17 protein-coding genes, 1 tRNA gene and 1 pseudogene are annotated in these 20,605 nt (G+C 62.5%); 9 read left to right on the top strand and 10 right to left on the bottom strand.

Annotated features, from left to right (window positions below):
• Window positions 1–112 precede the first annotated feature (112 nt).
• The 3 genes from AC0L2U_RS19285 to AC0L2U_RS19275 all read left to right on the top strand — a co-directional run bounded on the left by AC0L2U_RS19285 (window position 113) and on the right by AC0L2U_RS19275 (window position 2,358).
• A complete protein-coding gene (locus AC0L2U_RS19285; RefSeq protein ID WP_027035737.1) occupies window positions 113–1,519 on the top strand; it encodes a PTS galactitol transporter subunit IIC in 1,407 nt (468 codons plus the stop codon).
• Window positions 1,520–1,591: 72 nt separating this feature from the next.
• A complete protein-coding gene (locus tag AC0L2U_RS19280; protein WP_127381697.1) occupies window positions 1,592–2,053 on the top strand; it encodes a PTS sugar transporter subunit IIA in 462 nt (153 codons plus the stop codon).
• 17 nt (window positions 2,054–2,070) lie between these two features.
• Window positions 2,071–2,358 carry a PTS sugar transporter subunit IIB gene (locus AC0L2U_RS19275; RefSeq protein WP_127807895.1) on the top strand — a complete coding sequence of 96 codons (288 nt, stop codon included), beginning with the start codon at window positions 2,071–2,073 and terminating at the stop codon, window positions 2,356–2,358.
• A 33-nt stretch (window positions 2,359–2,391) separates the two neighbouring features.
• Here the strand turns inward: AC0L2U_RS19275 and AC0L2U_RS19270 are convergent, their stop codons facing one another.
• From AC0L2U_RS19270 to AC0L2U_RS19245, 6 genes and pseudogenes are all read right to left on the bottom strand, one after another.
• Complete coding sequence (locus tag AC0L2U_RS19270) at window positions 2,392–3,786, bottom strand: multicopper oxidase family protein (protein ID WP_473602486.1); 1,395 nt, start codon at window positions 3,784–3,786, stop codon at window positions 2,392–2,394.
• A 170-nt stretch (window positions 3,787–3,956) separates the two neighbouring features.
• Window positions 3,957–4,676 (bottom strand): nickel/cobalt transporter, encoded by a 720-nt coding sequence (locus tag AC0L2U_RS19265; RefSeq protein WP_127397358.1) that lies wholly within the window; start codon window positions 4,674–4,676, stop codon window positions 3,957–3,959.
• 43 nt (window positions 4,677–4,719) lie between these two features.
• Window positions 4,720–5,763: pseudogene (locus AC0L2U_RS19260) on the bottom strand (cation diffusion facilitator family transporter); the annotation flags it as partial.
• A complete protein-coding gene (locus tag AC0L2U_RS19255; protein WP_127397356.1) occupies window positions 5,760–6,023 on the bottom strand; it encodes a metal-sensing transcriptional repressor in 264 nt (87 codons plus the stop codon). The gene AC0L2U_RS19255 and the pseudogene AC0L2U_RS19260, both read right to left, overlap by 4 nt.
• 84 nt (window positions 6,024–6,107) lie before the next feature.
• The gene (metH, locus tag AC0L2U_RS19250) at window positions 6,108–9,917 is read right to left on the bottom strand and encodes a methionine synthase (RefSeq protein WP_473602485.1); all 3,810 of its coding nucleotides are present in this window, start codon (window positions 9,915–9,917) and stop codon (window positions 6,108–6,110) included.
• Window positions 9,918–10,047: 130 nt separating this feature from the next.
• Window positions 10,048–10,866 (bottom strand): alpha/beta fold hydrolase, encoded by an 819-nt coding sequence (locus tag AC0L2U_RS19245; RefSeq protein WP_128288371.1) that lies wholly within the window; start codon window positions 10,864–10,866, stop codon window positions 10,048–10,050.
• Window positions 10,867–11,058: 192 nt separating this feature from the next.
• Here AC0L2U_RS19245 and AC0L2U_RS19240 point away from each other — a divergent pair, with 192 nt between their 5' ends.
• From AC0L2U_RS19240 to AC0L2U_RS19220, 5 genes are read left to right on the top strand one after another with little or no spacing between them, the layout of a single operon-like run.
• Entirely contained in the window at window positions 11,059–12,312 is a 1,254-nt protein-coding gene (locus tag AC0L2U_RS19240; RefSeq protein ID WP_127328756.1) for an ABC transporter substrate-binding protein, read from the top strand.
• A gap of 3 nt (window positions 12,313–12,315) precedes the next feature.
• Window positions 12,316–13,053, top strand: coding sequence for an ABC transporter ATP-binding protein (locus AC0L2U_RS19235; RefSeq protein WP_127396607.1), 738 nt, complete (start codon window positions 12,316–12,318; stop codon window positions 13,051–13,053).
• On the top strand, window positions 13,050–13,763 hold the full coding sequence (locus AC0L2U_RS19230) for an ABC transporter ATP-binding protein (protein ID WP_127321148.1): 714 nt from the start codon (window positions 13,050–13,052) through the stop codon (window positions 13,761–13,763). Before AC0L2U_RS19235 ends, AC0L2U_RS19230 begins: the two co-directional genes overlap by 4 nt.
• A gap of 12 nt (window positions 13,764–13,775) precedes the next feature.
• Window positions 13,776–14,651, top strand: a complete 876-nt coding sequence (locus AC0L2U_RS19225; protein ID WP_127296621.1) for a branched-chain amino acid ABC transporter permease — start codon at window positions 13,776–13,778, stop codon at window positions 14,649–14,651.
• Entirely contained in the window at window positions 14,648–15,682 is a 1,035-nt protein-coding gene (locus AC0L2U_RS19220) for a branched-chain amino acid ABC transporter permease (RefSeq protein ID WP_127396605.1), read from the top strand. Before AC0L2U_RS19225 ends, AC0L2U_RS19220 begins: the two co-directional genes overlap by 4 nt.
• A 24-nt stretch (window positions 15,683–15,706) precedes the next feature.
• Here AC0L2U_RS19220 and AC0L2U_RS19215 read toward each other — a convergent pair whose 3' ends face one another.
• From AC0L2U_RS19215 to AC0L2U_RS19200, 4 genes are all read right to left on the bottom strand, one after another.
• Window positions 15,707–17,023 (bottom strand): M20 family metallopeptidase, encoded by a 1,317-nt coding sequence (locus tag AC0L2U_RS19215; protein WP_127396604.1) that lies wholly within the window; start codon window positions 17,021–17,023, stop codon window positions 15,707–15,709.
• Window positions 17,024–17,080: 57 nt separating this feature from the next.
• A complete protein-coding gene (locus AC0L2U_RS19210; protein WP_127396608.1) occupies window positions 17,081–17,986 on the bottom strand; it encodes a MurR/RpiR family transcriptional regulator in 906 nt (301 codons plus the stop codon).
• Between the two features lie 170 nt (window positions 17,987–18,156).
• Window positions 18,157–19,785 carry a peptidoglycan L,D-endopeptidase MepK gene (locus AC0L2U_RS19205; RefSeq protein ID WP_256746006.1) on the bottom strand — a complete coding sequence of 543 codons (1,629 nt, stop codon included), beginning with the start codon at window positions 19,783–19,785 and terminating at the stop codon, window positions 18,157–18,159.
• Window positions 19,786–20,106: 321 nt separating this feature from the next.
• Window positions 20,107–20,181, bottom strand: a tRNA-Thr gene (locus AC0L2U_RS19200).
• 161 nt (window positions 20,182–20,342) lie between these two features.
• On the opposite strand from AC0L2U_RS19200, the gene AC0L2U_RS19195 reads away from it, so the two are divergent.
• Window positions 20,343–20,537, top strand: coding sequence for a hypothetical protein (locus tag AC0L2U_RS19195; protein ID WP_127268678.1), 195 nt, complete (start codon window positions 20,343–20,345; stop codon window positions 20,535–20,537).
• Window positions 20,538–20,605: the final 68 nt, after the last annotated feature.

Below are 20,605 nucleotides of genomic sequence, written 5' to 3'. Positions count from 1 at the left end.
AGCATTCGCCTCTGGGCAAATTGGGGAGTGTCTTTGCGCCAGAGCGTCAAAGGCTGGATGGAGCATCATTGCGAGGCGTCGAGCGAAGGCTCGCGGCTCCAGGGGAGGAAAAATGGATACTGTTCTCGCGGGCCTAAAAGGGGCCATCGATACGCTTGGCCCGACGATCCTGCTGCCAATTGTCATTTTCATCATCGCCGTGGTTCTGGGAGCCAAGGTCAGCAAGGCTTTTCGCGCCGCCGTCACCATCGGCGTCGCCTTCATCGGCATCAATCTGGTGCTTGGCCTCATGTTCACGTCGATTGGCGACGTTGCCAAGGCCATCGTCACCAACACCGGCATTCATCGCGACATCATCGATGTCGGCTGGCCCTCCGCGGCCGCGATCGCCTTCGGCTCGTCGGTCGGCCTTTGGGTCATTCCGGTCGGCATCCTGGTCAACATCGTGCTGTTGCTGACACGCATGACGCGCACGCTCAATGTCGACGTCTGGAATTTCTGGCACTTCGCCTTTGTCGGCTCGCTGGTGGTCGCCGCAACCGACAATCTGGCCTATGGCATCGCGGTCGCAGCACTTGTCGCAGCACTCTCGCTGCTGTTCGCCGACTGGTCGGCGCGCGCGGTACAGCAGTTCTACGGCGTGCCCGGCATTTCGGTGCCGCATCTCGCCTCGGCACAGATCCTGCCGATCGCCATTGTGCTCAACTGGATCATGGACCGCATTCCCGGGATCAACCGCATCAACATCAACACGGACACCATCGAGCGCAGGTTCGGCGTGTTCGGCGAACCTGTCGTGATGGGCCTCATCATCGGCCTCGTGCTTGGTGCGATCGCCTTCTACAATGCGGGTGATCTCAGCGTGGTGCTGGCAAAGGTTCTGGGCACCGGCATGACGCTGGCCGCGGTGATGCTGCTGCTGCCGCGCATGGTCAAGATCCTGATGGAGGGGCTGATCCCCGTCTCCGACGCCGCACAGGCGTTCGTACGCAAGCGCACCGGTGACCGAGAGCTTCTCGTTGGTCTCGATTCGGCGATCCTGATCGGCCATCCGGCCGCGATCTCGTCGTCGCTGATCCTGGTGCCGATCGCGATCATTCTGTCCATCATCCTGCCGGGCAACCGCGTCATCCTGTTCGCCGACCTCGCGGTCATCCCCTTCATCGTCGCCATGACCGCGCCGCTGGTCAAAGGCAACGTGTTCCGCATGGTGGTGATCGGCACGGTGACGCTGGCCATCGGCTTCTACGTCGCCAACGCGCTGGCGCCGCTGTTCACCAGCGCAGCAGTCTCGTCGGGCTTCAAGCTGCCGGCGGACGCACTGCAGATCACCTCGGTGGTCGACGGCTTCCTGTGGGTGCCTTACGTGGTCATCGAGGCTATCCAGGGGATGGGGCTTGTCGGCATCATCGTGATCGCGGTGGTTATCGCGGCATTGTTTGTCCTCTACCGCCGCAATCCGCTCGGCTGGGAGCGGGCCGCGGGCGCCGAGGACGAGCCGGCCGAAGAGACGGCCTGAACCTGACAGCGTCTACTCTTTAACGGATCGTGCGCCCTTCTCGGGCGCACGATTTCATCGACGGAGCAAAGAATGTCCGACGGACTCATGCAGCTTCTGGACCCCGACGCGATCGTGCTCGGATCCGATGCCTCGACCAATGAGGAGATCATCCGCATCCTGGCGGGCCGGCTGGAGAGACTTGGCTATGTCAAAAGCAGCTATGCCGACGCGGTCGTGCGCCGCGAATTGGCCATCCCGACCGGACTGCCGCTGGAACGCTCCGACAATGTCGCGGTGCCGCACACCGATCCGGAGCATGTGCTGAAGCCTGGCATCGCGATGGGCACATTGAAGCAACCAGTGACCTTCGCCAACATGGAGGATCCCGACGAGATGCTGCCGGTCGGCTTCGTCTTCCTGCTTGCCATCAACGACAAGGACAAGCAGATTGAGGCGCTGCAGGCCGTCATGGCCACCATCCAGAACCCGCAAGCCTTGGATGATTTGAGGTCGGCCAGAACCCTCGAAGACGTGCGAGCCGTACTCGGCTGAAACAAGGAGAAGCAGAGATGTCCAGACAGAAAACCATTCTCTTTGCCTGCGGCACGGGCATCGCCACCTCGACCGCGGTCAATGTCGCCGTCACCGAGGAAATGAAGAAACGCGGCCTCACCTTCAACGCCCAGCAGGCGAAGGCCACCGAAGTGCCCGGACTGGCCGACAATATCGACTTCATCGTCTCAACCACCCCGATCTCCGCTTCGGTCACCAAGCCGGTGATCAAGGGCCTCGCCTTCCTCACCGGCATCGGCAAGGACAAGGTGCTCGACGAGATCGAGGCGCAGTTGCGCAAATGACGGCACAGACGCTACGCGCAGGCTGACGCGGCTTCACACCACCCTGACGTAGCTCGTCATTCCCGATTTCTGGTGCTCGATGATGTGGCAGTGCAGCAGCCAATCGCCGGGATTGTCGGCGACGAAGCCGAGCTGAACCTTCTCGTTGGGCTGAATGAGATAGGTGTCGGAAATCACAGGCTGAACCTGGCGCGTCGAGGATGACAGCACTTTGAAGCTCATACCGTGCAGATGCATCGGATGGGATTGCGGCGTCAGGTTCTCCATGTCGATGACGTAGCTTTGGCCAAGCTTCAATTCGGCCAGCGGCGCGGTCGGATCCTTGGTGTCACCAGGCCACGGCACTTTGTTGAGAGCCCAGAAACTATAGCCAAGCGAACCGCAGATGCCATCGCTCGGGACGTTTTCCGCCGTGGCGCTCAGTGCCAGGGAAATATGCCTGGCACTGGCGAGATCCACTTCCGCCACCGGATTGAGCTCCAGCGGAGCAACATCGCGAATGTCCCGTTTGAGGGATTTTCCTGTCGCGCGCAGGGTTGCCAGGATTTTTGGCTTGGTGCCCCTGACGTCCCTCAAGCTGACGATCGCGCCTTCCTCGTCGGGCATGCGTATCGCCAGCTCCATGCGCTGGCCGGGTCCAAGCAGCAAGGCATCGGGCGAAAAACGCTCAGGCACCGGATTGCCGTCGAGCGCCATGACACTCGCCTGCGCACCGTCGACGCGAAAAGCGTAGATACGCGTCACGTCGGTGATGGCGACGCGCAGCCGCGCCAGTCCGCCGGCCGGCGCATCATATTGCGGCTGGTCGAGCCAATTGGCGGTGCGCACCGTGCCGTAAGTGCCGGTTCTCGCGGCATCGCGCGGCCGGAACTGGTCGATGAACTGGCCGTCGTCACCGAGGCGCCAGTCGCGCAAATTGAGGACGATTTCGGCATCGAATTTCGGATCGTTGGGATTCTCGACCACGATCACGCCGGTCAGGCCATGGCCCATCTGCTCCAGCGTGTTGCAATGCGGGTGGTACCAGAAGGTGCCGGCGTCGGGCGGCGTGAAGGCGTAGTCGAAATGATCGCCGGTGTAGACGTAGGGCTGGACCAGAAACGGCACGCCGTCCATCTTGTTGGGAACGCGAATACCGTGCCAGTGGATCGTCGTCGGATCGTCGATCGCGTTGACAAGGCGTGCAGCGAAGGGCTCGCCCTTTTTTATTCTGAGCACGGGCGGAATCCCGGCGTTGCCATAGGTCAGCACATCCCTGGTCTGGCTGACATCCATCAGCTTCGCCCGGATCTTTGCCGTCTGCAAAACCACCGGCTCAGGCGTCGCGGCGGCCCAGCCACCAAGCCGGCCCATCGCCGAAAGCCCGATCCCGCCCGCGCCGGCAACCGCAGCCGTTTTCAAAAGTCCGCGGCGTGTGAGTAAGGTCATTCGGCGCTCCAACTGCAAAGGCGACTGCCCTGGGTTTATCGATGTGTTGGATTATCGGCCAGCCACCAGCGCAGATGCCGGTATTGGCACATCGTGTCCCGACGATGTCATGGCGACAAGATGACGTTCGCTTGCGCTGTTTTCGACAGGCTGGTGAGAACTCATCGAGATCAGACAGCCGAAGATGAGATTTGCCAGACGGCTATGCAAGCGAGCGCAAAGCCAGCCACCCCTTCAATCGTACGTGAGATGACATCGAACAGGCGCGGACGGCTGTCGAAAAAGTGCACCAGTCGCTCTTTGAACAGGATTGAAGCGATCGCCACACAAGACAAGGTCAGTGCCACACCAAGCATCATGGTGATCGCGAACAGAATACCGGCGCCCGGTACGCCTCTGGAAATCGCGAACGTCATGACAAAGAGGGTCAGCGGGCAGGGTATCAAACCGGCCATGACACCAACAGCCTCGCCCTCATGCTTGTGATGCCGGCCATGGTTCAATGCGCGCCATATCATCCAGACGCCGATCAGCCCGAGCAGGCCGCGACTGATGTTCTCGAGGAGTGGCGCGCGCCCAACACTACCCAACGCGATCGAGACAAGCGGCAGCGAAAGCACGGCGATCAGAACCGCGATTGCCACGTGAGTGAAGGACAGAGTAACCGACACCAAGAGGCCGCGCGAAACCTTCGCATCGGAGCCGGCAAGGTAGGTCGCCAAAATAGCTTTGCTGTGACCGGGCGTCAAAGCATGTGCGGCTCCAAACAAGACCCCCATTGGCAGGAAGGCCAGGAACGCCAGCCAATCGCCTCCAACCGAGAGCAGTTTTATCTGGTCGGCGAACGCCAGATATATGGTGCGTTGAAACTCAACAAGCGTTTGGAACATCAGTCGAGGTTAGCCGACGCCGGTGGTTTTTTCGCGACCCTCAATGGTGGTGGCCGTGGTGTTCACCGTGATCATGCCCGTGAGGATGCGGATCGTCGTGTTGTTCATTTGCGGTGGCCAACCGAATGTTGGCAGCTGCAAGAGCCGGCATGTGCTCGAACAGTTCATCTTCCAAAGCGGCCGTTATCTTCCTGGCCTCGGAAACAGGCAAAGCTTCGTCGACCGAGATGGCAATGTCTGCGTGCAGCTTGTGGCCAATCCAACGAGCTTTCGCCTCGACAATCTGCGCGCCCGGCACATGCTCGGCGGCATGCCGGATTTCGCCCATGATGCCGGGTTCGACACCGTCAAGCATGCGAGTAAGCACCGAGCGTGCCGATTGCCAAACGATGCCGAAGATCGCAGCGGTGATGAGCAGGCCAATAATCGGGTCGGCCAAGGGAAAGCCGAGCCAAACGCCCAGCGCACCGATGACAACGGCAAGGCTAGTGAGACCGTCGGTGCGGGCGTGGTAGCCGTCTGCGACGAGCGCCGCGCTGTTGATCTCCCGACCGACCCGGATCCGGAACACGGCAACCACTTCATTGCCAAGAAACCCGACAATGCCGGCCGCCGTCAGCCAACCCAAATGGGTAACCAACTGGGGGTTTATCAGACGGTCGATGGCCTGATAGCCAGCGACGATGGCGCTAAACAAAATGATCAGGACAATGATGATCCCTGCCAGATCTTCGACGCGGCCCAAACCATAGGTAAAGGTCTGCGACGGCTTGCGGCGCGCCAGCATGAATGCGACCCACAATGGAATGGCGGTCGTGGCGTCTCCGATGTTGTGGATCGTGTCGGCCAGCAGCGCCACGCTGCCAGACAGCATCACAACAACAACCTGCAGCGCCGCTGTAACCGCCAGTATGACGAATGACCATTTGATGGCCCAGATGCCACGGTCAGTTGTGGCGATGGTCGCATCGATGACGCCGTGGGTATGACCATGCGGCCCTGTGCCATGACCGTGATCAGCGTGCGCGGCATGGCCGCTTGGTCCGAACCCAAACCAGTCAAGGATGCGTGCCCCCGTATGGTTCATAGATATTTCGCCAACTGCTTGAGTTCCGCCAGAGAGCTGCCGCTCGGTTCAGCGCTGTCGGTCAGGCAATGCTCGATGTGATCGTGGATCAGCTCGCGTTTCGCGCTGCTGATGGCGCTTTCGACCGCGTATAGTTGCTGCGCAAGATCAACGCAGGGGCGTTCCGCTTCGAACATGGCAATGACGGAAGCCAGGTGCCCTTGCGCGCGTTTCAGCCGCTTTAAAATGGCAGGGTGGGATGTGTGAATACCTTCGGACATACCGCCCGACTATCCCCCCTGGGAGGATAGAGTCAAGAGATCAACGACGACCGTCAGAGCGAAATGATGATAGCGTTCGCGCCGCTATTCAGCCGCCTCGGCATAATGTGCCGGCACGTAGTTGAGGATGGGGCCAAGCCAGCGCTCTACCTCGGCCAATGGCATCGCCTTGCGGCGTGCGTAATCCTCGACCTGGTCGCGTTCGACCTTGGCGACGCCGAAATAATAGCTTTCGGGATGCGCCAGATAGATGCCTGATACCGAGGAACCCGGCCACATTGCATAGCTTTCGGTCAGGCTCACGCCTGCATTGCGCTCACCGTCGAGCAGCCGGAACAAAGTCGCCTTCTCGGTGTGATCGGGCTGCGCCGGATAGCCGGGCGCAGGGCGAATGCCGCGATAGGGTTCGCCGATCAGTTCGTCCGGCGCCAGCGCTTCATCTGAAGCATAGCCCCAGAATTCCTTGCGCACCTTCTCATGCATCCGCTCGGCAAAGGCTTCGGCGAAGCGGTCTGCCAGCGCCTTGACCATGATCGACGAATAATCATCATTCGCTCGCTCGAACCGTTCGGCGATAGCCACCTCCTCGATGCCGGCGGTGACGATAAAGCCGCCGATGTAATCCGGCTTGCCGCACTCCGCTGGCGCGACGAAGTCCGCCAGTGCGACATTGGCCTTGCCGTCGCGCTTGGTCAGCTGCTGGCGCAAGGTAAAGAAGGTCGCCAGTTCCTGCGACCGCTTTTCGTCCGTGAACAGCCTGATGTCGTCGCCGACGGCATTGGCCGGCCAGAAGCCGACGACGCCGCGCGGCGCGAACCATTTCTCGGCGATGATCCTCTTCAGCATCGCCTGCGCATCCTCGAACAGCTGGCGCGCGGCGGCGCCTTGCGCCTCGTCTTCGAGAATTTTGGGATAACGGCCCTTCAGTTCCCAGGTCTGGAAGAACGGCGTCCAATCGATGTAGCGCGCGAGTTCGGTGAGATCCCAGTTCTCGAATACCTTGACGCCGGTAAAGGACGGCTTCGGCGGCTCGTAGGCAGACCAGTCGATCCGGTGCGCATTAGCCCTCGCCTTGGCCAGCGGCAGCCGCTGCTTGTCGGATTCGGAGCGGGCATGCGCATCGGCGACCTTCTTGTATTCGGTGCGCACCGTGTCGACATAGCCGCCCTTGGTCTCGTTCGACAGCAAGGACGACACGACACCGACCGCCCGGCTGGCGTCGGTGACGTAGACCGTCTGGCCCTTGGTGTAGCGCGGGTGGATCTTCACCGCCGTGTGCACGCGGCTGGTCGTTGCGCCGCCGATCAGCAGCGGAATGTCGAAGCCTTCGCGCTCCATCTCGGCGGCCATGTGCACCATTTCATCGAGGGATGGCGTGATCAGGCCGGACAGGCCGATGATGTCGACATTTTGGTCGCGCGCCGTCTGCAGGATTTTCGCTGCCGGCACCATGACGCCGAGATCGATGATCTCGTAATTGTTGCAGGCGAGCACGACGCCGACGATGTTCTTGCCGATGTCATGGACATCGCCCTTGACCGTCGCCATCAGGATCTTGCCCGCTGTCTGGCGTTCGCCATTGTCGATGCCGTTGGCGGCGTTGGCCAGCTTCTCGGCCTCCATATGCGGCAGCAGTCCGGCGACGGCCTGCTTCATCACCCGCGCCGATTTCACCACTTGCGGCAGGAACATCTTGCCCGCGCCGAACAGGTCGCCGACGACGTTCATGCCGGCCATCAGCGGGCCTTCGATGACATGCAGCGGGCGCTCGGCGGCAAGCCGCGCTTCCTCGGTGTCGGCGTCGATGAATTCGGTGATGCCGTTGACCAGTGCATGGCTGATCCGCTGTTCGACCGGCAGGTCGCGCCAGGCGAGATCGCGCTCCTTGGCTTCCTGGCCCGCCGTGCCTTTGAAGCGTTCGGCGATCTCCAGCATGCGTTCGGTGGCGGTGCCGCCGGCCCTGGGCATGCGGTTGAGCACGACATCCTCGCAGGCCTCGCGCAGTGCCGGCTCGATCGTATCGTAGACTGCGAGCTGGCCGGCATTGACGATGCCCATGTCCATGCCGCGCTGGATGGCATCGTAGAGGAACACGGCATGCATGGCCTCGCGCACCGGCTCGTTGCCGCGGAACGAGAAGGACAGGTTCGACACGCCGCCGGAAATGTGAACATGCGGCAGCGTCGCGGTGATCTCGCCGGCCGCCTCAATGAAGTCGACACCGTAATTGTCGTGCTCCTCGATGCCGGTGGCGATGGCGAAGACATTGGGATCGAAGACGATGTCCTCGGGCGGGAAGCCGGCCTGCTCGGTCAGGAGCTTGTAGGCGCGCGTGCAGATCTCGACCTTGCGCGCCTTGGTGTCGGCCTGGCCGTCCTCGTCGAAGGCCATGACGACCACCGCCGCGCCATAGGCGCGGACCAGCCTGGCATGATGCAGGAAGGCCTCTTCGCCCTCCTTCATCGAGATGGAGTTGACCAGCGGCTTGCCCTGCACGCATTTCAAGCCGGCTTCGATGATCTCCCATTTCGAACTGTCGACCATGACAGGAACGCGGGCGATGTCCGGCTCGGCTGCGATCAGATTGAGATATTCGACCATGGCCTTCTTCGAATCGATCAGACCCTCGTCCATGTTGATGTCGATGATCTGCGCGCCATTGGCGACCTGGTCGCGGGCGACGTCGAGTGCGGCGACATAGTCGCCCGCCGTGATCAGTTTTCGGAATTTGGCCGAGCCGGTGACATTGGTGCGCTCGCCGACATTGACGAAGGGGATCTCCTCGGTGAGCGTGAACGGCTCCAGCCCGGACAGGCGCATCTTCGGCGTGATGTCAGGAATGGCGCGCGGCGGATACTTCCGCACCGCCTCTGCGATGGCGCGGATGTGCTCCGGGGTCGAGCCGCAGCAGCCGCCGACGACATTGACCAGCCCTTCCCTGGCGAAATCCTCGATCTGCGCGGCCATGAATTCCGGGCTCTCGTCATACCTACCGAATTCGTTGGGCAGGCCGGCATTCGGATAGGCGCAGGTGAAGGTGTTGGCGACGCCTGATAGTTCGGCCAGATGCGCCCGCATCGCATTGGCGCCGAGCGCGCAATTGAGGCCGATGGTGAAAGGGTTGGCATGGCGCACCGAATGCCAGAAGGCGGTCGGCGTCTGGCCCGACAGCGTGCGGCCGGAGAGGTCCGTGATGGTGCCCGAAATCATCACCGGCAGGCGCACGCCCTTCTCGATGAAGATCTCTTCCGCTGCAAAGATCGCGGCCTTGGCGTTCAGCGTGTCGAAGATCGTCTCGATCAGGATGATGTCGGCGCCGCCGTCGATCAGGCCGCGCAACTGCTCACCATAGGCGAGGCGCAGATCGTCGAAGGTCGCGGCGCGGTAGCCGGGATTGTTGACGTCGGGCGACATCGACGCGGTGCGGTTGGTCGGCCCCAGCGCGCCGGCGACGAAACGGCGCTTGCCATCTTCCTGCTCGGCCCTCACCGCCGCGCGCCGCACCAGCCGCGCGCCATCGCGGTTCAGCGCGTAGACGGCATCCTCCATGCCGTAATCGGCCTGGGCGATCGAGGTCGAGGAGAAGGTGTTGGTTTCGAGGATGTCGGCGCCTGCGATGGCGTATTGATAATGGATCTCCTCGATCGCCTTCGGCTGCGTCAGGATCAAAAGATCGTTGTTGCCTTGCTGGTGGCAGGCGCAGCCGGCGAAGGCCTCGCCGCGAAACTGGTCCTCGTCAAAGCCGAGGCCCTGGATCTGCGTGCCCATAGCGCCGTCGAGGATGAGAATGCGCTCGCGTGCCGCCGCTGTCAGCGCGGCAAGCACTTCCGAGCCGTCCGGTTTTGCCGCGACGGGGCCGAACAATGCGTCCAGCGATGCAGAATTCTGCGACATTTTTTATCCCTTTGGCGACAGGCCTTTCATGTCACATAAGGATATCTTTATGTCAATATACGGTAGATGCGCGCGATTGTCACCCACCTGTCTCGAAGGCGGGGTCTGTCGCGCCGGTTTTCCGACGGACCTACGCTCTGTCGAAGCTTGCCAGGAAGCGGGCGAAGACCGGGTTGAAACGATCCGGCGAGTCCCAGAACGGCGCGTGGCCGGATTTGTCGAGCAGATGGGCCTTGCCTTCCCATAAATTGGAGAATTTCACAGCGGAGACGAAATCGGTGTTGACGAATGGCTCGTCGATGCCGTTCAGAACGGCGATCGGCGGCGTCTTGCCGGCCACGATCTCGCGCTGGTTCCGCCCGGTGCCGGCCGCGAACTTTTCGAACATCAGGCGCCGCGCCCTTCCATCGGTGCGCGCCACCGTGTCGATGAGAAACGGCTCGAACGGCTCGCCGCAGGTGCTGCGCGCATAGGCCTCGACATCCGCTTCAGTGAAGGTTTCCTGCCCGGCAAGGTGCATATGCGGGCTCGGCTTGAAGCCGTTGCCGACCTCCTCGGGCGAGACGGGCGGCGTGCCGGTGATCATCAGGCCAAGCAGGCCGGGAAAGCGGTCGATCATCTCAAGCCCGATATGGCCGCCGAGCGACCAGCCGAAGACGATGGCCTTGTCGATGCCGAGCAGCCCGAGCACTTCGGTCATGGCATCGGCATAGCCTTCCATGCTGTAGGAACGCTCCGGATCGATCGCATCGGCGGACGCTCCATGGCCGGGCAAGTCGGGAGCGATGAGGTGGTAGCGCTCGCCCAACGGGCTGTCCAACTGGTTGCGGAAAACGGCGCTGGAAGATGAATTGCCGTGGATCAGCATGACAGCGGCGCCTTCGCCACTGGTCTGGCGAACCGCGATCTTGCCGTGGCTGGTTTCAAGGGTCTTCTGCGAGATCGCCATTGTCCGCTCCGTCGGGGGAATTGCCCTGTTTTAATACAGTTGCGCGGCAAAGCGCCACGGCTTCCATACCTTTGCGGGAACCATCTTCCCGGCCAGGTTGCGTTGAAAAATCCTTTTCAAATAAGAACAATTATGCGTAGATTGTCAATTATCCAACTCCCGATGAACGGGAGGAAAACAGGGAACAGCACGATGAAGCCCAAATCCGCCGCAAGTCGAATCCGCCATATGCTGATGAGCACGACGCTGATCGGCATGTTTGCCGTATCAGCCGCCCCCGCCTTTGCCGACGTCGTCAAGATCGGCCTGCTTGCGCCGCTGACCGGCCCTGCCGCGGCGGACGGCCAGGAATTCCAGCGCGGCGTGCAGATGGCCATCGACGAGGCCAACGCAGCCGGCGGCGTTGCCGGGGATACGTTCGAACTGGTGGTCGGCGACGTCAAGGATCAGTCCGCCGGCAACGTCACCAGCGCGGTCGAGCGCCTGCTTGGCGATCCGGGCGTGCACTTCATGCTGACCGGCTACGCCAGCCTGACCAATTTCGAGATCGACAACATGGCCGAGGCTGAGATGCCCTATATGCTCGCGGCCACCTCGCAGCAGACCCGGGACATCATCGCGCCGAGCCCCGATAAATACATGTGCTGCTGGTCGCTGACGCCTTCCTTCGACGCCTACAACACCGACGTCACCCTGTTCGTCGAGAAGCTCGCGGCCGACGGCAAGATCACCTTGCCGACCAAGAAGGTCGCCATCATCTCGTCCGACAACGCCTATTCGAAGACCATCTCCGAAGGCATGAAGAAGACCTTCAAGGAGAAGGGCTGGACCATCACCGTCGACGAGATCGTGCCGTTCGGCGAAGTGACCGACTGGCGTTCGATCCTCGCCAAGGTGCGCGAGAACGTTCCCGATGTCGTCATCAACACCGACTATCTGCCGGGCAATTCGGCTTCGTTCCTGAACCAGTTCCTCGAGCAACCGACCAAGAGCCTCGTCTTCCTGCAATATGCGCCGAGCGTTCCGGAATTCGTCGAGCTGACCGGCAAGAAATCGGATGGCGTCATCTACAATCTGCTCGGCGGCGCGTTGACGACGCCGAAGAACCCGCGCGCCGACGAGGTGGCGGCCAAGTTCAAGGCAAAATACGGCGTCGAGAGCGGCACCTACGGCGTCGGCCTCTACGAAATGACCAATGTCTATTTCGATGCGGTCAAGAAGGTCGGCGGCGCATCCGACCATGCGGCGATCATGAAGGCGCTGTCGGAGACCGACAAGCAGGTCGCGGAAGGGCGGCTGAAATTCGATCCCGCCACCCACCTTGCCACGCAGGGCGACGACTATATTCCGATCACCTTCTTCCAGATCTGGGATGGCCAGCGCACGCTGATCTCGCCGGAGAAATACGCCACCGGCGCCTTCAAGCTCCAGCCCTGGATGAAGTAGGGAATGGCCCTGCTTGAACTGGACGACGTGTCGAAGGCCTTCGGTTCGCTGAAGGCCGTCGATGGCGTGTCGTTCAAGGTCGAGGCCGGCGAGATCTTCGGCATCGCCGGCCCGAACGGCAGCGGCAAGAGCACGCTGTTCAACATCATCACCGGCATACCGTTCGGCCCCGACCGGGGCCGGATCCGCTTTGACGGCATTGCCATAAACGGCAAATCGGGACACGCCATCGCGCGCCTCGGCCTCGCCCGCACGTTTCAGCGCGAGACCAGCTTCGACGGGCTGACCGTGTTCGAGAACGCGCTGATCGGCGCCAGTTACGGCAAGCAGGAAAAGACAGCGGCCACGGCCCGCAATGCCGCCGCCGAGGCGCTCGAGTTCGTCGGCCTGGGATCTCGGTCGTTCGGCCGGCTTGCCGGCGAATTGTCCGTGTTCGAGCGCAAATGCCTGATGCTTGCCACCGCGATCGCCATGCAGCCGCGCATGCTCTTGCTCGACGAGCCGGCATCGAGCCTGACCAAGCCCGAGATCGAGACGTCGATCGGCCTGATCCGCCGCACCGCCGAACGCGGCATCACCATCCTTCTGATCGAACACGTGCTGACCTTCCTGATGAGCCTTTCGCAACATCTGCTGGTGCTCAACAATGGCCGCGTCCTGGCCGCTGGCGACCCGGCCGGCGTGATCGCCGACCCGCGCGTCATCGAAGCCTATCTCGGCACGAGGAGATCGGCGGCGTGAACCCCATTCTCAGCGTCGAAGGCGTCACCGCCGGCTATGGCCGCGTCACCGTGCTGCACGATATCTCGCTGGAGGCCGGCCGTTTCGGCAATGTCGGCCTGTTCGGCCCCAACGGCCATGGCAAGACGACGCTGCTGCGCGCAGTCTCCGGGCTGCTGCAACCGAAGAGCGGCCGCATCGTGTTCGACGGGCAAGACATTGCCGGCCGCAGCGCACGCGCCATCGTCGGCGCCGGCCTGATCCATGTGCCGCAAGGCAACCGGCTGTTTCCCGATCTCTCGATCGCCGACTGCATGGCGCTCGGCGCCTATTCGCCAAGGGCCCGGCCGCATGAGGCGGAGAACCGCGAAAAGGTGATCAAGCTGTTTCCAAAACTGGCGGAGCGCTGGCGCCAGCGCGTGCGCACGCTGTCGGGCGGCGAGCGCCAGATGGTGTCGATCGGCACGGCGCTGATGAGCCATCCGCGCCTGCTGATCCTGGACGAGCCGACGCTGGGGCTGGCGCCCAAGATCAAGGACGAACTCTGCGCCTCCGTCATGGACATTTCGCGCGGCGGCGTGCCGCTGATCGTCGTCGAGCAGGATATCGAATTCCTGCTGGAGCTGACGCAGCAACTCTACCTCGTCAACCATGGCGCGGTGGCGACCGAGATCAAGCCGGGCGAAAGCCTCGACCACGGCGAGATCATGTCGATGTATTTTGGCCATTAGGAAAATCCGAAGATGAGCGCATTGGCGGAAATCCTGTTCGGCGGCCTGTTCCAGGGCTCGCTCTACGCCATGATGGCGGTCGGGCTAGCGCTCGTCTGGACGACGATCGGCGTGTTCAATTTCAGCCATGGCGTGTTCATGATGCTGGGCGCCTACATCGCCTGGCAGCTGGTCGAACTCGGCCTGCCTGCGGCGGTCGCGTTTCCGATCGCCGTCGTCGTCATGGCCGGCGTCGGCTGGATCCTGCAGGCGAGCGTCGTGCGGCCGCTGATCGGCCGACCCAACATCGTGCTGGTCGTCGTCATCACCACGCTGGCGGCCGGGTCGCTGATCGAGAACGGCGCGCTGACCATCTGGGGACCGCGCTCGAAACAGATCCCGGCGCTGATCGCCGGCAACGCCACCATCGGGGGCGTCGGCGTCTCCCTGCACCAGATCGCCATCATCGTGATCACGCCGCTGATCCTGGCCGCACTTTGGGTGTTCCTCAACCGCACGCGGCTGGGGCTGGCGCTCCGCGCCGTGGCGCAAAATGAAGATGCCAGCCACCTTGTCGGTCTGAACGTCACCGCGCTCTATGGACTGGCCTTCGCCATCGCCGCTTCGCTGGCCGGGCTCGCCGGCATCTTCATGGGCGGCTACCGCTTCATGTCGCCGGTGATGGGCAGCGACCCGCTGCTCAAGGCGCTGATCGTCGTCGTTTTCGGCGGCATATCGAGCATATCGGGTCCGATCTTCGCCGCCTATCTGATCGGCTTCTTCGAGGCAGCCTGCAGCTATTATTTCGGCTTGTACTGGACGCCGGCACTGCTGTTCGGCGTGCTCATCCTGACCCTTATGGTGCGCCCCGAGGGCATCTTTGCCAGCCGCTCCCGAGGCCTAGCATGACCGACACGACATCGCTGATCGCGCCTGGCCACGCCGAGGCGGCAACCCCGATCGCTCCAGGCCGCACGCCGTGGAAGCAGGAGGCCATCGGCTTCGTGCTCGGCTTCGCCCTGCTGGCGCTGCTGCCGCTGATCTTCGGTGACACCTATGCCCGCCACATCCTGATCATGGCCTTCATCTATGCGATCGTCGCCTCGAACTGGGACCTCAGCCTCGGTTATGGCGGCGTCTTCAATTTCGGCCATCTGGCGCTGTTCGGCATCGGCGTCTATGCCTACAGCCTGCTGACCAAGCTGGCCGAATTCGACCCGTGGATCGCGCTGTTTGCCAGCGGTGTCATCGCAACCCTGGCGGCGATCCTGGTGACCATCCCGATCCTGCGGCTGAAGGGCATCTACATCATCCTGGTCACTTTCGGCTTCGCGCAACTGGTGATGCAGGTGATCATCAGCCAGTCGGCCATCACCGGCGGCACGCAAGGGCTGGTGCGCATTCCCGGACTTTATATCTTCGACCACAACATGGTCCGCGACGGCAAGTTCGCCTATTTCTACATCGCGCTGGCACTGCTGGTGGCAAGTACGCTGTTCCTGCGCGTGTTCGTGCGCTCACGCGCCGGGGCCAGTATCGTCGCCTTGCGCGACAATGAGGAATACGCCATCAGCCGCGGCGTCTCGATCGTGCGCCAGCGCATGCTGACGCTTGCCGCGAGCGCCTTCTTCACCGGCATCGCCGGCGCCTTTTACGCCGCCTACCAGCGCAATGCCTCGATCGACGTCTTCGGCATGAGCCTCGCGACCATCATCCTGTCGACGGTGCTGCTTGGCGGCACCAGCACCATCTACGGCGCCATCGTCGCCTCCTTCGTGCTGACGATCTTCGCCGAATGGATGGCCGATTTCGGCGCGTGGCGGCCGATGATCACGGCGGTGCTGATCATCGGCGTCATGCTGGCCTACCCGAGCGGCCTGGTCGGCATGATCAAGGCTTCATGGGGCGCCGTCGCCGGACGCCTGAAGCGCCCGGGCTGATCGGCTCGGAATAGCGGCTCCGCCTCAGCGGATGCCGCACCAGTCGATGACCGAAGCGGCGATCACCTTGGCGGTCTCGACCACCGATTCGACCTCGACATATTCGTCGGAACCGTGAAACCCGTCGCCTGACGGCCCGAAGATGACACCGTCGACGCCGGCGCCGGCATAGTGCGCGGCATCGCACACGGCGACGAAGCCGCGCGCCTGCGGCGCCTTGCCGACCATGGCCTTGCGCTTCATCAGCGATGTCACCAGCGGATGATCGACCGGCGTGTTCATCGGCGGGAAATACAGCCCGCCGAGCTCCCATTGGATCGCAGGCGGGTTGTCGCGCAGCCACGCATCGGTCTGGGCGAAATGGTGGACGAACGTCTCGAAATCGCGGCGGTAGTCGGCCGAGTTCTCATCGGGCAGGAATTTCATGTCGAGATCGAGCACCGCGACGTCGGGAATGATGGCCGGGTTGGTCATGACGATCGGCAGGCCGTGCTGGCCAAGGCCGGTTCCGCCATGCATGACGCCGATGTTGATCGTGTTCATGCCGAGCGGCAGCAGCGGATGCGATTTCGCCCGCGTCCGATCCAGCTCATACTGGCGCACGGCGGCGATGAAGCGGGCGGCGATCTCAATGGCGTTGACGCCCGGCTCGAGCCGGTCCTTGTCGTGGCGCTGCGGATAGATCTCGTTGTAGCGCAGCGCCGAATGGGCGTTGCGCCCGCGGATCGTCACCCGCGCCCATTCGAGCCCGCCTTCGACCGGCAGGACATCGCCCCAGGTTGGTTCGGCGACCAGCACCGCCTTGGCGAGCTTGCCCTTCTTCACCGCGTCCATGGCGCCGAAGCCGCCGGCTTCCTCGTCGACGACCGAGTGGATGGCGAGCCGGCCCTGCAACGTGATGCCCGCCTTGCGGATCGCGCGCGCGGCGGCGATGCAAGCGGCGACGCCGCCCTTCATGTCGACCGCGCCACGGCCATAGAGGCGGCCATTGGTGATCTCGCCGCCGAACGGATCGACCGACCAGTCCTTCATCGCCCCGACCGGCACCACGTCGATATGGCCGCACAGGATCAGGCTGCGGTCCTCGTCTCCCGCCCATTCGCCGACCAGATTGGGTCGGCCGGGCAAGGCATCCCATTGCTCGGTCTTGAAACCGTCCTGCTTGAGGATCGGTTCAAGCAGCGCCTGGACATCCGCCTCGCGGTTGATCGCCGGGTTGGGCTCGAATTTGGGATTGACCGAAGGGATGCGAACCATGTCGCGGGTCAGCCCGATCAACCAGTCGCGATCGGTCTCGATCTCAGCCTGCACGGCATCGATGGTGGTCTGGTTGTCGGGCATCGTCGCTTCCTTCTCTGCGTCGCGGCGCTTTGCATCGCTGCACTGGGCGCAACGACACTATTTCCTTGTGGTTTTGGTTTTGGCGGCGTCGTCGGCCGATGACGACAGGACGGTATCGAGCGTGACCGCATTGGCACTGCGGATCTTCTCGATGTCCTCGATGCGCTTGCGCACCCCGGCGCCGTGGCCTTCCAGCGCGTGGGCGAACACGGTTTCCATCTGGGCAACGGCCGTCGCCAGCGTGTCGAACGGCGAGTTGGCGTCGATCGCGGCAACCATGGTCAGGTCCGCTATGTCAGATATCGGCGACAGCCAGACATCGGTGAACAGCAGGATGGAGACGCCGCGCTCCTTGGCCTGCTGGGCAAAGCTCACCACGTCCGACTGATAGCGCCGGTAGTCGAACACGACGAGGAGGTCGCGCTTGCCAAGGTCGATCAACAGGTCGAAATCGGCGGGGCTCAACGAACCGATGTCGCGCACGCCGGAGCGGAACTGCAGGAGGTAGCCGGCCAGCATGGAGGCGATATGCCGGCTGAACCGGCCGCCCAGCAGCACGACCTGGCCCTTGCTCTCGAGCAGCATGTTGACGGCGCGCGTGTAGGCCTGCACCGGCACTGCCGTGCGCGTGCGCTCCAGGCTGTCGGAAACCGAATGGAAATAGGCAAGTGCGGTGCCTTCGCTGGAGCCGCCCGGACGCTTGGCCTCCATCATCAAAAGCGGCGAATGCAGCCTGGATTCGACTTCGGTGAGCAGGCGTGCCTGGAAATCGGCAAAGCCGACATAGCCAAGCTTGCTCATCAGCCGCGTCACGCTCGGGTCGCTGACGCCGGCGCGCCGTGCCAGCCGGGTCGCGGTGCCCAGCCCCGACATCGGATAATCAGCGAGCAGGACCTGGACGATCTTCTCTTCCGCGGAGGTGAACGCCACGGTCGTATTGGCCAGTTCTTCGCGGATCGACATTGTCATCGCCCATCGCCGACGGAAAGACGATTATCTTACAATTTCACACATGTTTGTCAAATTTGGAACTTCTCTTACAGAGCCATCGAGAGTTCGGCATGACTTGCTATCCCATGGCAGCCAAGCCAGTCGTGCAACACATCCACGTCGGCTCGAACGAGGGCTGGCGTCTATTTGAAGCTGGCGATGGGCAGGAACTTGACCGCGGAACCGGTGAAGCGCCGGTGATCGGAGGTCTGTCCTCGCGGCTGGAATCCATCGAGATAGATGTGCTCCGGCGCTGTGCGGATGAGATTGGCGGCAATGACGGGCGCCGCCGCAGTGCTAGCTCCGCCGGCGATGCCACGACCTGTCTCAATCGGCCGGGACAACGCTGCCGGCACGATGACCGCAGTGGCTTCGGGATCGAGATTTGGCTGGACACGGTCGGCCTTCGGGCTGGTCCTGACGCGATCTTCGGGCTTCGATTGGGCAACCGAGACCCGCTGGCTGGCCAACCCATTGTGGCCGTCATCGGCGTGGTTCAAGGCCAGCAAGGCAGCGACCGCATCGCCGGATTTGTCTGCTTCAAGCTGGCGCGTCGGGCTTTCCGGTCGCCATGTCGGCAACGGGATGTTGAACGCCACCATGTCCGGCGCGCCGCCCGCGGGACCGGCCGACTTGCCCGAGGGAATTTCAGCATCGGTTGCTGTTGGATTGGCCAGTTCGGCCCGCGCGGTGGAAGCGTTGGCTGCTGCAAGCGGCGCGAGTTGCGGGGTCGGAATGCTGGTCGTGGACCCGCTGCGCGGGGCGAAGGCTGGCAGCGGCACCGAGCCCGGCGCCATCGCCATGACGATCGCTTCAGGCGTCTTCCCCTCCGGTCCAATCGGCGATTCTTCGGCCCTATCGACGGAAGCCATCTGGATGTCGGCGCGCTGGGCATCCTGCGGCGGCACGATTGCGATGCCGGCGGGCCTGGGTTCAACGGACTTGGCCGGCTTGCGTGGCGCCGGCACCGCTTCGGCGACATCATCGGTCTCGTCCGCGCCGCGCCCACCCAAAAGCGTCGCCAGCAGGCCGCGCGCCGGCCTGCGTTGGCCGCCGTCGGCACTTGCCAGGTCGATGTTGGGCGTGCCGGCGCCCTTGCGCGATTTGTAGGCGGCAAACGCCTGCCCATAACCGGGCAGCGGTTTGCCGTCGCTCGGCACATGCAGCGTATTGCCGTTCGGGAATACCCTTGCGAGTTCCTGGCGGCTGATGCCCGGCCAATGCCGCACATTGCCGACATCCATATGTATGAAAGGCGAGCCGGAGGTCGGGTAATAGCCTACGCCGCCGCCCTGCATCTTGAGGCCGATGTCGCGCAGCTTCTTCAGCGGCACATCCGGCAGGAAGAAGTCCATCGCGCGGCCAACCATGTGTTGGCTTTCCCGAGCCACGCCCTTCGAGCGGCTGCGCAGCATGGCGTTCGTCGCTGGCGACCGATAGGCGCTGACCACGTGGATATAGGCTCTCGAGCCGCTGGCGCGATAGGCCTGCCAGACAAGATCGAGCAGGCGCGGATCCATCTTCGTCGGTTCGTTGCGACGCCAGTCGCGCAGCATGAGATTGATCTTCTTCAATCCCGCCGGATCATAGCGCCCATTGCGCTTGAAGACGATTTCAGCCTTCTCGCCCGTATGGAGATGTTGAATCTTCAAAGCACGCGTCTCCGCGAACGCGCCGGTGACACACAGGCAAAGGAACGCTGCTATGATGGCAGGCAGTGTCCAAAGACGGGAAGCACGGGGGGCGTTTTGCACGTTTTCGCTCACGTTCATGCCTTGCACGTTCTTTTGTTTCGGGCGATTTCAGGTTCCGCCCAGATGAAGAGCCTTTCAGCCCTCTTCCTGACAAGCATGGACTTGACCGACGCAGACAGGCGTCCATGCCACAATACGTCATGTCGATGAACAGCATCTTGGTTAACGAATCGTGTCTTGCCGGGAATGCGCTTCGGCTGGAGTTGCTGTGGCAGCCATTTTCTGGAGCAATGCACGGCTGATGAGGTCCGCCAGCACGACGGCCGCGCCGTTCCCATGTAGCCGCCTCGCCCTTGCAAATGCAGAGGACGAATGTGCGGCAACAAGGATGTTGGAAACTGGTGCTGCGAGAGAGGATTGAACTCTCGACCTCTCCCTTACCAAGGGAGTGCTCTACCACTGAGCTACCGCAGCCGCTGATGGCGGGGCTTCTGCCATATCGAACCGGCAAGCGCAAGGCCAAGCGCAACGCTTCTGTGAAAGCCTTTGCCGGATAGCTTTTAATGACATGGCAGTGCCACAATGTTGGCTATCCCTGAACAGCAAGCTGGTGGGTCGCCGGCGGGGACGGGGCGATGGACGACAAGGCAATTCCAGTGAAAAAGGATGGTCCACCGAAAAACAGCGCAACAATCCGCAAGGATCGGCTGGCCGAGCAATTGCGCGCCAATCTGCAGAAGCGCAAGGCGCAGTCACGCTCGCGGCGGACCGGTGATGCCGACGAGCGGCCGGACGGGCTCGCTGCATCGAAGGAAATACAAAAAGATTAACTCAAATCGGCCACTCTAGGCCCGGGGTGGGCGAAATCCCATTTCTTGAACCAGCGTAATTCTTGAAC

Source organism: Mesorhizobium sp. WSM4808, from assembly GCF_055811675.1.
This window is presented reverse-complemented; position numbering and strand designations above follow the sequence as displayed.